General features: G+C 50.9%; 13 protein-coding genes. 2 read left to right on the top strand and 11 right to left on the bottom strand.

Translation table 11 applies throughout. The features are described 5' to 3' along the window. The first annotated feature begins 1 nt into the window (after position 1). Complete coding sequence (locus tag MCJ35_RS30810; protein ID WP_025483702.1) at positions 2-943, top strand: transketolase family protein; 942 nt, start codon at positions 2-4, stop codon at positions 941-943. A gap of 67 nt (positions 944-1,010) precedes the next feature. Here MCJ35_RS30810 and MCJ35_RS30805 read toward each other — a convergent pair whose 3' ends face one another. The 7 genes from MCJ35_RS30805 to MCJ35_RS30775 form a co-directional block, all read right to left on the bottom strand. Then, the gene (locus MCJ35_RS30805) at positions 1,011-1,694 is read right to left on the bottom strand and encodes a D-lyxose/D-mannose family sugar isomerase (protein ID WP_025483703.1); all 684 of its coding nucleotides are present in this window, start codon (positions 1,692-1,694) and stop codon (positions 1,011-1,013) included. Then, positions 1,694-2,746, bottom strand: coding sequence for an aldose 1-epimerase family protein (locus tag MCJ35_RS30800; protein ID WP_034576668.1), 1,053 nt, complete (start codon positions 2,744-2,746; stop codon positions 1,694-1,696). Before MCJ35_RS30800 ends, MCJ35_RS30805 begins: the two co-directional genes overlap by 1 nt. Positions 2,747-2,810: 64 nt before the next feature. Continuing rightward, entirely contained in the window at positions 2,811-3,383 is a 573-nt protein-coding gene (gene hxlB / locus MCJ35_RS30795) for a 6-phospho-3-hexuloisomerase (RefSeq protein ID WP_008721120.1), read from the bottom strand. Between the two features lie 4 nt (positions 3,384-3,387). Then, positions 3,388-4,098, bottom strand: a complete 711-nt coding sequence (locus MCJ35_RS30790; protein ID WP_025483706.1) for a ribulose-phosphate 3-epimerase — start codon at positions 4,096-4,098, stop codon at positions 3,388-3,390. Further along, positions 4,095-5,039 (bottom strand): carbohydrate kinase family protein, encoded by a 945-nt coding sequence (locus tag MCJ35_RS30785; RefSeq protein WP_025483707.1) that lies wholly within the window; start codon positions 5,037-5,039, stop codon positions 4,095-4,097. Before MCJ35_RS30785 ends, MCJ35_RS30790 begins: the two co-directional genes overlap by 4 nt. A 224-nt stretch (positions 5,040-5,263) precedes the next feature. Continuing rightward, positions 5,264-6,424 (bottom strand): ROK family protein, encoded by a 1,161-nt coding sequence (locus MCJ35_RS30780; RefSeq protein WP_025483708.1) that lies wholly within the window; start codon positions 6,422-6,424, stop codon positions 5,264-5,266. 845 nt (positions 6,425-7,269) lie between these two features. Beyond that, positions 7,270-9,192: an endonuclease MutS2 gene (locus MCJ35_RS30775; protein ID WP_025483709.1), complete on the bottom strand. Its 1,923-nt coding sequence runs from the start codon at positions 9,190-9,192 to the stop codon at positions 7,270-7,272. Between the two features lie 455 nt (positions 9,193-9,647). Here MCJ35_RS30775 and MCJ35_RS32460 point away from each other — a divergent pair, with 455 nt between their 5' ends. Then, positions 9,648-9,782, top strand: a complete 135-nt coding sequence (locus tag MCJ35_RS32460; protein WP_081739090.1) for a MobA/MobL family protein — start codon at positions 9,648-9,650, stop codon at positions 9,780-9,782. 724 nt (positions 9,783-10,506) lie between these two features. Here MCJ35_RS32460 and MCJ35_RS30765 read toward each other — a convergent pair. The 4 genes from MCJ35_RS30765 to MCJ35_RS30755 all read right to left on the bottom strand — a co-directional run bounded on the left by MCJ35_RS30765 (position 10,507) and on the right by MCJ35_RS30755 (position 13,678). Beyond that, on the bottom strand, positions 10,507-11,334 hold the full coding sequence (locus tag MCJ35_RS30765; protein WP_025483713.1) for an MBL fold metallo-hydrolase: 828 nt from the start codon (positions 11,332-11,334) through the stop codon (positions 10,507-10,509). Beyond that, a complete protein-coding gene (locus MCJ35_RS32455; RefSeq protein ID WP_081739089.1) occupies positions 11,312-11,632 on the bottom strand; it encodes a DUF6783 domain-containing protein in 321 nt (106 codons plus the stop codon). Before MCJ35_RS32455 ends, MCJ35_RS30765 begins: the two co-directional genes overlap by 23 nt. 430 nt (positions 11,633-12,062) lie before the next feature. Further along, the gene (locus MCJ35_RS30760; RefSeq protein ID WP_008721112.1) at positions 12,063-12,320 is read right to left on the bottom strand and encodes a glutaredoxin; all 258 of its coding nucleotides are present in this window, start codon (positions 12,318-12,320) and stop codon (positions 12,063-12,065) included. Between the two features lie 80 nt (positions 12,321-12,400). Continuing rightward, positions 12,401-13,678, bottom strand: a complete 1,278-nt coding sequence (locus MCJ35_RS30755) for a dicarboxylate/amino acid:cation symporter (protein WP_025483714.1) — start codon at positions 13,676-13,678, stop codon at positions 12,401-12,403. Positions 13,679-13,681 lie beyond the last annotated feature (3 nt).

The raw sequence follows: 13,681 nt of genomic DNA, 5'->3' as shown, positions 1-13,681 counted from the left end.
CATGAAACAATATGCAACCGATATGAGGACTGCCCTGGCAGACACACTGATTGAGCTTGAAGGTACCAATGACCGGATCCTCTGGCTGGACGCCGACCTGATGGCATCCTCCGGCATGAACAGATTCAAAGCAGCATACCCGGATAAGGTCATTAACTGCGGGATCCAGGAAGCCAATATGTTCGGCGTGGCGGCCGGCCTTTCCGAGGAAGGCTTCATCCCCTTTGTCCACTCCTTTGGCGCATTTGCAAGCCGCCGCATTGCGGACCAGATTTTCATGTCCGGCGTCTATGCGCGCCAGAACGTGCGTATCGTGGGCAGCGATCCCGGCATCTCAGCCGGGCCAAACGGCGGTACACATATCAGCCTGGAGGACATCGGTATCCTGCGTTCGCTTCCCGGAACCGTTATCCTGGAACCATGCGACCCGGTGCAGCTGCGCTCCGTCATCACCCAGACCGTCAGCCAGAGAGGGATTTTCTATATCCGCCTCATGCGCAAGACAAAGGACCAGTTCTATGAAGAAGGCACTGACTTCCGGCTCGGGAAGGCATCCATACTGAGGGAAGGGAAGGATCTGTCCATCATCACATGCGGCACCATCTGCATCAAGGAAGCCTTAAAAGCCGCAGAAGCGTTAGAGGCAGAGGGCATCCAGGCCCAAATCATGGACATGTTCACCATCAAGCCCCTTGACAGGGAGGCGGTCATAAAGGCCGCTGCAGGGACAAGGGCGGTCATCACCCTTGAAAACCACAATATCTATAACGGTCTTGGCTCCGCGGTGGCAGAAGTGATTGCAGAGGAAGGAATCAGCATCCCCTTCAGGCGCCTGGGCGCCCCGGACAGGGCCGGGGAGGTGGGCACGGCGGATTACCTGCTCAACCAGTTCGGTATGGATGCAGCCGCTGTGATTGCCGCAGCAAGAAACTTACTGGAATGATGCAGATGCCGCAGGTTCCCCGCCTGCGGCATTTCCACCCCTTAACGGTCCCCCGGGCGGATTATGATCAATCCTTTGCCGACGGGTACTCGTTACAGAGCAGCCTGTAAGGCGCCTCATCTTCTTCTATGGTTGGGAATCTTCCCAGCGGGTTCAGGAAACGGTTGTCCGTATTGTCATCATTGCACATGGATACTTCCCCAATCAGCACAGGGCCGCCTTCGGGTATGATGAACTCGTGGTACAGGTACGGATACAGGGTCAGGCTTTCACCTGGGTGCAGGATTACCTTGGTTCCGGCGGGCATGGTGTACCGGCGTCCGTCCTGGCAGATCACCACGTCCGTGTCAGCCAGCTGTTCCGTCTCCTTGTCCGCGTTATAAAGGGTAAATTCAATGTCATTGCCGCCGCGGTTGATGATGTCCTCCATCTTGCCCCAGTGGAAATGCATGGGGGATACCTGCCCGCTGTCACACATGATGATTTTCTCTGCATAGGGTTTCTGATACTTCGGGTTATGTACATTACCGTTGCGGATGGTAATCAGCGCAAGGCCCAGCTTGTCAAAATTCCCCTCGCCGTAATCCGTCACATCCCATCCCAGCATGTTATCCCGTATCTCATCATACTCATGTCCCTTGTCCTGCCACTCCTCCGGCGTAAAACCAAGGAAAGGAGGAAGCTCAAAACAGTGCTCCTTCATCAGGGCCTCAAACTTTTTAATGACTGCGTTGATTTCTGATCGTTTCATCATGATTCTCCTTTTATTTTATTCATCCGTTCCCGGCAGTTCCTGATTGCTTCCTCACCCTCCAGCACCGTGAACCGAATCTGGTTCACTTCCTTCTCAAAGGGCTGCAGGTAATGGACCTTATCCTGGCTGATATGATACGGCTTGCCGTACACGCTGGAGTTGGAGGGTTCCAGCCCAAGGGCATAATCCCCGGAAGCCATGGACTTCCATTCCATGAAGTAAGGCAGGTTCTTACGGTTGAATTCCAGGCAAAGGGCCAGTTCCCTGCCGTGGTTCACCACCATGGCCATGGTATTGCCCGATTCATCCTCAGCCATGTCATGGAGGAAAACGTATTCCGGTTCATTTGGTTTCGGTTCATCCATCCAGTTCCATCTGTCCACATGCTGTTCTGCAAATGCTTCCCTTCCAGACACCTTTTTAACCGGCAGCACCAGCTCGCAGGTTTCATCTAAAAAGGGATATCCCATGTTGCAGTGATAGAGCAGCATCAGGGGTTCCGGACGGAATGCCTGGTTCTCAATCTCATCCGTAACCAGGATGGAGTTGGACCCCAGCCTTGTCTCTATGGTCCTTCTAAGGACCATGTTCTCACCAAACAGTTCAGCCTCCCGCATCTCCCCCTTCACAGAGATCACATACTCATCCCCGTCAAAGAAGGCGTCCGCCCCCGTATGTTCAGCAGGCGTCGTCCTCATCCTGCCGTGCATGGGGTAATCCCTGCCATCCACATTGCAGGGCGCGCAGATTGTTTCCAGGCCGCAGGTGAAAAGAAGTCCGCCCATGATGCTTCTCTGGGCTTCCTGTCCATTGGTGTCATAATGGCCCCGTCCCATCAGCCCGGGCTTTGCCATAAATGACATGTTCATGCCCTTATACGATAAATCCGATATATCCAGGCATTTATCCGCCATCACGTGGAAGGCCATGTGGCCGGATTTGATTTCCCAGGCATTCATGTTCTTTGCACGCCCCTCTTTGTATGCCACCGGCCTTACATAAGCCAGCTGCTGCATGCTGCCGGCGTATTTCATCCAATCCTTTTTCATTTTATGCACTCCAGTTTTCTTTACGTTGGATTCTTTACCTCTGTTTCCTCTACTTCTGTTTCCTCTACTCCAGATTTGCGTGATATTTCCACAGGCTCTTCATGTCAATCTGCTTTTTATCAATAATCATCTTGGCAATGGTATCCCCCAGTATCAGGAGACCCTGCTCAAAAAGCGAGGTCATGGGCTGTACGGAATCAATCTCGTCTTCCAGGTAATTCTTGGTCCGCACAGGAATACGCACCATGAATTCAGCCACGTCCTTCATCTCACTGCCCGGATTGGAGCCGATGTGCACCACCCTGGCCCCTGCTGCCTTTGCCTTTTTGGCAATCCCCAGGGGAAACAGGGTGGAGCCGCTGCCCGAGCCCACAATCAACAGGTCATTGCCCGTGATGGCGGGTTCCGTGATTTCCCCCACATAGTGGGTACGGATTCCCAGATGCGCCAGACGTTTTGCAATGGCCTGCAGGGACAGAAGCACCCTTCCCACACCCACGAAAAACACCTGGTCCGCATCCAGCACCGCATCCGCCAGCGCCTCCACGGCCGCCGGGTCCACACTGCCGAGGGCCGTATCCAGTTCCTTTAAAACAGTTGTATATGTATTCCTGTACTCATCGCTGTAATATCCCATCTCATCACTCCTTAGAATCCTCATTCAGGGTTTGTGCCAGGTCATTGACCGCTTTCAGGCTTCCCGCCAGATCATCCTTCTTGATACAGGTGCTTCCCGCCACGAATATATTGGCAATCCCCCTGCCGTAATCCTCTATGTTCTTGGGGGAAATCCTGCCGTCCAGGATGATTCTGGTATCCAGTCCCCTGTGGTCTATCATCTTCCTCAAATCCCTGATCTTACGGTCCCCGTAGGATACCTGTGCCTCCCCGGCGCACTGGGCAAAGCCGGGATTGATTAACATCAGCAGGACAGCGTCACATTTATCCAGGACATAATCAAGGACGGTCAGGGGGGTTCCCGGCTTCAGGGCCACACCGGCCCGCACACCCTTTCCATGGATGTAGTTTAACAGCCCGTCCACATGGTCCGCTGTCTCGATGTGGAACACAATCTGTGAAACGCCGCATTCCAACAGCTCATCAATGAAATATTGGGGATCGGACGTCATGACATGGGCCTCAAATTCCAGGTCCGTCTTCTTGCGCAGCTGCCTTACCGTCTCCAGCCCCAGAGGCATGCTTGGGCTGAAATGTCCATCCAGAATGTCCACATGCAGCATCTGGATGCCGCTTTCCTCCACCAGTTTGGCCTGCTGCTCAAGGTTGCACAGATCCAGGCAGATCAGGGATGGTGAAATAATGCAGGAGTGGTTCCATATTTCTTTGCTCATCTGTCCTCCTCCAAATACAGTTCAATCTCCGCCCTGGCGGGAAGGGATGCAATGGCCCCCTTGGACTGGATGCACAGGGAACCGCTTACATTGCCGTACCTCATGGCGTCCTCCAGGATTTCCCTTGTAAATATCCCTGTACGGTCAGCGCCTTTTATCAGCAGCCTGGAAAGGAAGCCTCCCCAGAACGCATCCCCTGCTCCTGTTGTGTCCACAATGGCGCTTGCCCTGCGTCCCTTTACCACAAAGGAACTTCCTGCGAAAAAGCACTCGGCCCCTTCTGCCCCCAGGGTTTCAATCACCACCGCGACCTGGTTCTGCTTCATGACCCGGTGTATGTTTTCCCGCCCTCCAATCATGTCTGCCTCTTCCTCCGATATTTTTAGGAGGTCGATGTAGGGAAGTATGCCCATGACGGTGTCCGCGGCCGCCTGTCTGTCATCGTCCCACATCAGGTTTCTGTAATTCACGTCAAAGCTCACCATCTTCCCCATCTCATGTCCCCGTTTCAGCGTATGGATGGTTGCGGCCCTGGCCTCCCCCTTTGACAGGGAACAGGAGCCTCCATGGATGACCTTGCAGCCTGCAAGGTACTCATCCCGGATATCCGATACGCGCAGGAACATATCCGCCCCCGGCTTCCTGGCAAAGGTGAAGCTCCGTTCCCCGCCTGGCGAGAGCGATACAAAGGCCATGGTGGTCACCGCCTCCCTGCACAGTTGCGGGCTGAGGGGCGTCACCTGATTGTCTTCCAGGGTCTGTATCAGGAAACGGCCAAAATCATCGTCCCCCACCTTGCAGAAGATTCCGGCGGGCAGCCCGTTCCTGGCCGCTGCAATAGCCACATTGGCCGGCGCGCCCCCTGGATTGCGGATATAGCTGCCCTCCTCTGTTCCCGGGATAAAGTCAATGACCATCTCCCCAATCGTAATGATATCCACAGCATCATCTCCCTTTCCTTACTTTATTTCCATCATAAGCCCTTTAATTAGTAAAGTCAATATACTAATTGAATATTGTATAATTTACATATTAATTCCGGTTCATTTTTGTGCATGATATACATATGGCAAGATGTCTAAAAGGCTGTAAGACAACAAAAAGGGCGTGCCCGGCATCCGCTTACCTCCTGGCACACCCTTATATATATTTGAAAATCCAATCCCTAATCCAACAATATATTCCCCTCATACACCTGATTCAGCACATTACAGACAGCTCCCAACAGCTGTGAATCTTCCCCGAAATACGCCCTTTTTACCCCGGTCCTGCTCCTGTCCCTGGCGAATTTCAATTCATTGATCCCATCCTCCAGCTGTTTCACATACTTTTCAGGCAGATGGACCCCATCATATCCAAGCAGGACCAGGTCCAGGTTCAGCAGGTTTACGGTACTCACCAGCGCGGAAGTTATCTTTTCCGTCACATCCTCGAATATCTCGCACATCCGGTCCGTTTCCTTCATATGGCAGAATCCGGCAAAGCTTAAGGACTGGCCCGTTGCCTTCCTCAGGCGGCCCAGGATTTCATCCGTGTTAACATACAGTTCCAGGCAGCCGCGGTTTCCGCAGATACACTTCTTTCCCCTGTAGTCAATGCTCACATGGCCAACCTCGGGCGCCAGTTTCCTGGAATCCACATACAATGCCCCGTTTTTTACAATACCGCAGCCCACGCCCCTTGCCATGCCTAAAAGCATGAAGCTGTCCCTGTTCTTTCCATTCCCATAGAGAAGTTCTGCCAGGGCCGCGCTCTGGTTGTCATGGTCCATGAACACGGGAAGGGAATACCTGTCCTCCAAAAGGCTGGCCACCGGTATGTCATGGATACCGTAAAAGTAGGGCGGGTTCAGTATCATGCCCCGGTCAAAATCAATGGGACCGATACTGGCAATCCCAATCCCCAAAATATTCTTTTCATATCCGAGCATGTCATCTGTCAGGGCGTAAATGATGGATATCAGTTCCCTTTTATCCGGCTGCTGCAGCATGACCGTCTTCCTGTACTGCACATTCAGATAAAAATCACAGAGCACGGCCTCACACCGGTCCCTGAGGATCAGGATCCCAATGGTTTTCGGCGCGCCCTCCGGTATCCTCAGGCTGATGGGATTGCGGCCCACACCATCGCACTGGTCCACACCGCCCTCTTTTACAAGTCCCTTATCCGCCAGCTCCGACACCATATTGGTTATGGCCATCTTGGTCATGCCCATGTGGGCCACCAGTTCCACACGGTTGTTGCAGGTCCCGGTGGCAATCAGTTTTAAGATCTGTCCCCTGTTATGTTTTTTTACATCAATGCGCTTTGTCCCCAGTGTCTTCATGATATGTTACTCCGTACCTTTCATTTTGGCTGTCCCACATTTCCTTACCCACAGCAGCAATCCCTGATCCGCAATGCCGGCCGGTCCTGGTCGGTACCCTTCTGCCTGCATTATCGGCAGATATGCGGCTTTCTATGTTATTATAAGCAATCTTTAGGTCAGTTTACAAGAAACTGCTTACCACATACAGACTATGAAACGGACTGCTGATAAAAGAATATGTTGCCGTCTCTTGTATATATGATATACTTTTCTTAGGGAGCAATCGTGTTGCAGGGTGGCGTTGACCTTCATTCTACATAGGATGGAGGTGATGTCTATGAAACATTTCGATTTTAAAGACCTTATGGCTTTTGGAATGTTTATTTTGGCGTTACTGACATTCATTTATTTGATTTGTCACTAGTGTACTGACACGATGACATTCAGGCAAACCTCCTTGTCTATTTTCCTGATAGCACAGGTCAAAAATACTCAGCGTAGCCCGCTACGCCTCCGTTTTTTGACCTGCACTCTCAGAAAAATATCCTGCGGAGTTTTACCAGAAGTCATCGTGCCAGTACACTAGCTTAACATAGAAAAACCACCCCTAAACTTTGGCGAGTAGCAGGGTGGAGTTTCTATCTTCTTACTGGTCAACCCACCTTGTGGGCGGTTGTTCCTCTTTATATCTATATTGTAACATTTCTTATCATTACATGCAAGAATTTTTCATGCGCCCAATCCCACCATCTAGTTTAAACTGTTATATATATGCCCTTTATAAAAACTTACATGCAGTAAACTACTTGTAAATCCGATGTGGCAGGACCGGCCAGCCGCGGCCCCGCCACATCATGAACGGATTAATATTCCTCAACCTTAACTTCCCTGCCCGCTTGGAACTTCCGTTCCATGGCATGTCTGGCCTTACGGTTCTCCACGCTGTCAAAGATAATGGAGAAATCATAGTCCTCCGGGTACAGCCGGTCCGCCTTGACCCTGAGTTTCAGGCGCTTGTAATTTACCAGGCGCTTTTCCTTCTTCACCTGAACCAGGACATTTCCCTTTAAGTCCGCAGGCTTTACCACGATGCCAGGCTCCCCGGCCGGTTCCACGCTTACGCTGTCGCCTCTTGAGAATATCCCGGATACATCCGTGGACTCCGTCCTCTTTTTCATAACCGTGATACCCGGTTCATATATCCTTTTTATCCCCTCTTCTTCCTTCTGTTCCAGCCCCAGTTCCTGCTTCAGGCTTTCCTTGATATCCCCATAGGCCTCCCCTGCGGCCACCTTAAGCATGTGTCCCGGCATTCCCAGGCGCTTTGCAATATAAAGCGCGCAGCTGTCCCCGGACTTGCCCATCTCCAGGCGGTAAAGGGGCCTTAGGTTTTCCCTGTCAAACGCCATCCTGGCGCTGATGATTTCCCCATGTTTCCTTGCATAGGACTTGACCTCCGGGTAATGGGTGGTCACCAGGTACAGGCAGCCGCGAAGGCGCAGTTCTTCCAGTATGGCGATGGCAATCCCCATTCCCTCAGCCGGGTCCGTGCCGGAGCCAAGTTCATCCAGGATTACCAGGCTGTCCCTGGTGGCCCTGCGGAGTATATCCATCACATTGGTGATATGGGCTGAAAATGTTGACAGGTTATCCGCAAGGTCCTGCCCGTCGCCTATATCGCAGAGCACCAGGTTCCTCATGGCCACATCGCCGTAAGCGCAGGGCAGATGCAGCCCGCATCCGGCCATCAGCGTGAAAAGTCCCACGGTCTTTATGGCAACGGTCTTGCCGCCTGTATTGGGGCCTGTTATGATCATTCCGCGTTTCTCACCGCCGATTTCAAACTGCAGGGGCACATTGGATTCAGAAGGCAGCAGGGGGTGCCTGGCATCCTTCAGGCAGATACGCCCTTCGGTGTTGATGGCAGGTTCCCTTGCCTCCATCTGTGCGCTGAGCTTGCCTTTTGCAAAGATGAAGTCCAGCTTTGCCAGGGTTTCCAGGTTGCCTTTTATGGATGGCTCCTGGGATGCAATCATGTCCATCAGGCTGTAGAGGATTTTCCTCTCCTCGCAGTCCTCCTCCACCAGCAGGATTTCCCTCTGGTCCTGAAGCCTTGCCACTGTTTCCGGTTCAATAAACACCGTGGCCCCTGTGGATGAACTGTCTATGACGCTGCCAGGCACCCTGGACTTATACTCTTTCTTTACAGGAAGGCACAGCCTGTGGTTCCTGGTGACCACAAAGGCTTCGGACATATACTTTTTATTATTTTTTAACAGGGATTCCGCCTTATCCTTAATCTTTTCCTCCAGGCCGCGGATTTCCTTGCGGATTCCCCAAAGGGCGCCGGATGCATGGTCGTCGACCCGGCCATGGCGCACCGACCGCTCTATCTCCTCCTTCAGTTCCGTAAGAGGAGATAAATCATCACTGTAAAATGCAGCCGGGATGTGATGCATCTTCCCACGTTCCAGATATGCCTGCATCCGCCTGACGGCTGCCAGGAACATCCCTACCTCTTCCATCTCTTCCGGAAGCAGCAGCTCCCCAAGCACTGCCTTTTCCACAATGCGGCCAATCTGTTCCATGACAGGAAGGGGAGGCGTGCCAAGGAGGTCCAGCATCTGTCTGGCCTGGGTGGTGTCCCTCATGTTCCGTTTCAGTTCCCCTTCATCCAGGTATGGCTTAAGGTCCCTTATCTTTTCCTTTGCCTGGGGTGAATTGGCGTATCCTTCCAGCTGTCCTATGATTTCCGTAAATGCAACCGCGTCAAATGTATGATTCATTGTATCTGTATTCCTTTCCATTCTGCTTATTCCTTACAATCCGTTTCATGAGAATAAAAATGGAAAATAAAAAACCCATGGACATCCACCAACAGGTTTCGTCACATAGGTCTGCCAGGTGCTGCATCCACACGCCGCAGCACACACTTCTATATGTCCATCTGTCAGGGATGATGGTACAACAAATAACGCCCACAGGTTACTTTGTATCCGGGTAATACCCGGCACATCATCACCTGCGCAGCACGGACCTGCTGTACACCATAGATTCATTATCTTCCACTAACAGATACAATTAACAAAAAGACGCCTCGCTTTCAAGTTCAAAAATATTATGGTACCGATGATAACATAAAGTCGATGAAAGGTCAACTGGAAATTTTTTCAGTACAGTCTTCCTACAATTTTTTCACGGGTCTTTGACACCCGGAAGTTTGACAGACTAACCTCATGAACTGACTTTAGAACAGCAAACAGCCCTAATAAGGGCATACATAGAACAGAATTTTATTTCACAGGGCATGTGCGCCGACTTTGCAATTCATAATCCACCAGTCACAGACAGCAAAAGGAGACCTCTATTCACTTGATAAAGATGGTCAATGGCAGCCAAGATATCAAAAAAGTTACCTATTCCATAAGGATGACATTGAAAAATCAATACCAGAATATCCCTAATCTAATAATAGCAGTTTGGGACTCAAAAGATACTCTTTTCCGGTGGAGGGAATCCTGGGCCAGTATGTGTAATCTTAATAGAGAGATTGCGGAGGATAATAGCCACCAATTCACCCCCCTGTTTTCTTAGAACCCATTCATTCCTTTATTGAAAGACCAAAGATAATCTGGTAAAATATTTCATAGGGAACAATCATGTTATAACAAGGTGTTGGCCTTCCATTTTACATAAGATGGGAGGTGGTGCGGATGAAATTTGACTTTAAGGATTTAATGGCCTTTGGCATGTTCATTCTCGCATTATTGACCTTAATCTTAAAGATTAGTCAGTAGCGTTTTCTAAATCCCGGAAACGGGTACAGAAAAACCACCCTTGTAAACTTGGCCGTTGAGAGGGTGGATTTTTCTATCGTTGATATAGGCCAACCTCTTGTATGAGGTGGTTGTTCCTTTTTTATTACACTTTTATTATAGTCAATCTTCATCATGATTTCAAGTGATTCTTAAAAATTTCCTATACTGTCTGCACAGGAGTCTGACAGTTGAATATATGAAAAAGACGCAGGGAAACCCGAAATTTTTCAGCTCGGTCTTCCTACAATTATTTCCAGTATAACCCTCCACAATTCATTCCTCTCAATCCTGCTCCATGATTACCATCCCCACGCCGGCTTCCGACACATTCAGGGTTTCTGCCATTTTTATTTTTGCCTTCAGGGATACACAGTGGCATGGATAAAGTGTCTTTATCCCCATCCTCTCCAGATGGCGGATGGTCTGCTCCAGCCGGTTATCCACATCAAACAGATGGAATCCGCCCAGAATCCCCACAATCCTGGATTCCCCGCACACTTTGACCGCATAATCCACGATATTACAGATACCGCTGTGGGAACATCCTGTGATGATGAACAATCCGCCCTCCACCTTACAGACCAGGGCCGAATCGTCCTCCAGCATGTCCTGCTGCCAGCCGTTCCAAGTTTTCCTCACCCCGATTGCATCCCTGCCTTCAAATCCATTTTCCCGGGGGACCTGCCCCAGGAACACACAGTTTTCAGACAGGAACCATGGCTTTACGGCAGGAATATAGTCAAAACACGTTTCAACCACATCCCTTCCCCAAGGCGAACCTATATCCTCCCCGTCAAATGCCTTGGGTTCAAAGCAGCCCGGATGGGCAATCAGCCGGATGTCCGGCCGTGGATGATGGATTCCCATGCTGTCCGCGCACACATGGGCAAGGCCGCCCGTGTGGTCGTTATGCCCATGGGACAGCACAATATGTGTTATATCCCTCATATCTATGTCCATGGCCCTGGCATTCTTAAGGAACACATCGGAATATCCTGTGTCAAATAATATGCGCATGCCGTCCATTTCAATGTAATGGCACACCGCTGGTTCCCCTACATAGTATTGGTCAATCAGTGTGTTGTTGTCAACCAGGATCCGTATCTTCATATAAACCTCCTTGGATGGGTTGGAAAAATGCCTTCTGCCAGATGGGCGCCCCTTTGCTGGATTCCGCCGGGCCGTCCTGTAGTCCGTAGATATCCAGTCCGCCCCGCGCCTCCGGCCTCCTGGCTATGTATTCGGGGGTTATACTAGAGCGTGTTTGAAAATTGCTTTCCGTCGGCTGTGCGTCCCACTTTGTGGGAGATTTGGTCCCGATGATGGAGGCGTAGCGGGCTACGCTGACTGAATCGGGGCCAAATATACCGCGAAGTGGGACGTGCAGACGGCGGGAATGAATTTTCAAACAGGCTCTAGCATCTCTTTTCCCTCAGGAAATAATAACCATTTCTATACTAAGGCCAAAATAAACATTTTACAACCAAATTCTTCCGGTATATCCTGTATGTATCAGAAAGGACATCCCTCATGAAAAATCCCACCTCAGGTAATATCCGATTCCAGCCCATATCACTAACCGTACCGCTGATAGCCGGCAATATACTATAGCAGTCCTACAATACCATCAATGCCCTGGTCATAGGACGATACGCCGGGCCGGATACATTCGCGGCCATGGTGGGGCATCTATCTTAAAGGGAGACGCGGGCAATGAGGACATACCAAAAGAGGGAAGCATATGCCTCCCTCTGTCCATAACCCAGTGTACCTCTGCGTAACCGGCACACAATCTTAGGGCGTGTTTGAAAATTCATTCCCGCCAACTGCCCTAATCTTTATAATTTAGCCAGAACCTCATCCAGGTCCATTGTCCGGGTACCGTCCTCCAGTTCAAAGAACGGGATTCCGATTCCTCCTGCCTGGCGTACCTGCTCATATAATCCGCAGTTCTCCCTCACGGCCAGATACGCCTTCAGATCCGGGAGGCTGGCGGACAGGTTCTTAAAATCCATTTCCGCGTTCTTTTCCCTCAGCTTGCAAAGGGCATATAAAGTGTCGGGACATAAGTGGCTTCCAATTACAGTGATTTTCATGATTCATGATCTCCTCTCAGGTTTGTTTTACTTATCTATATGTTCCGGAACAGGCCCGGAAATATATGCTTCAGATTCTTTTAGGCACGTTCCAATCCTGGGGCCTCAGGCGTCATTTCCTTTTCCTTTTTTATCCGCCTGTTCAGCCAATCCTTTCCTTCCACCATACGCGTCACCATCATGGACGCAATGGTATCACCGCTTGCATTAAGGCAGGTTGCAGCCGGATCCACCAGGAAACCGATGGTTGCAATCAGTGGAAATGCCTCTGCAGGGAAGCCAAAAAGGCTTACTATCAGCATTTCCCCAACCAGGCCGCCTCCCGGCGCGCCAGACAGTACGAATGCGCTGAGCACGGCAACTGCCATGGCCATGGCATAGGTCCCCACACCAGTAAAGGACTGGTTGAAAATGCCGAACAGGAAACTGATTTTTACAATTGCAGATAACACGGAGCCGTCCATATGCATGGTAGCGCCCATGGGAAGTACGATATCGCGGATATCCTTCGGGACGCCGATCCGGTCGCAGGCCTCTGCATTTACCGGAAGGGCCGCAATGGAGCTCTGCGTTGCAAAGGCGGTAACCGCCGGGTTCAGGATATGCTTGAACATCCTGCTGACCCCCTCTTTGCCCCCTGCAAAATATGCGTAGGCAGGAAATGCGGTAAAGAAGTAAAAAAGGCACATGGGATAATAAACCAGCATGGCATGTCCATAGTCCCCGATGAGTCCGGGGCCGAACTCCCCAACCAGGGAAGCGAAGTAAGCGCCTAACCCGATGGGTGCGTACATCATGATGATACTGACAATCTTCATGATAATGGCATTCAGATTGTTAAGAAGCTTCCCAACCGGGCTTTCCTCGCCTCCGCAGGCGCTGACACAGAAACCGGACAGGATTGCGAATACGATGATCGGCAGCATGTTCCTCCTGCTCATCAGTCCTGAGAAATCATCCACGGTCAGGGCGCCCACAATCATGTCGCCCACACTGGACATTTCCTCCATCTCCGCGCTGGCAAACTGTATGCTCGTACCTGCCGCAGGCGGGAAGACATTGACCACCACCAGGACCAACACGCCTGCAATGGCGCCTGTTACCACGAACACGGTCACCAGGCTTCCCATGATCCTGCCAAGCCGTTTCATGTTGACCATGTTGCCCACCGCACTTGCTATGGACACAAACACCATCGGCACCACAATGGTAAACATCAGGTTCAGGAAAATATCCCCCAATGGCGCAAGTACCTTTGCCTTTTCCCCCAGAACAATCCCCAGCACTGCCCCGATGGTGATTCCTGATAATAATATGATTGGAAAACGGTAATTTTTCCATATCGTTGATTTATTCATACC

This window comes from Enterocloster sp. OA13 (genome assembly GCF_022440595.1).
GTDB lineage: Bacteria > Bacillota > Clostridia > Lachnospirales > Lachnospiraceae > Enterocloster > Enterocloster hominis.
Note: the sequence above shows the minus strand (reverse complement) of the source record. Positions and strands in the feature narration are given on the sequence as shown.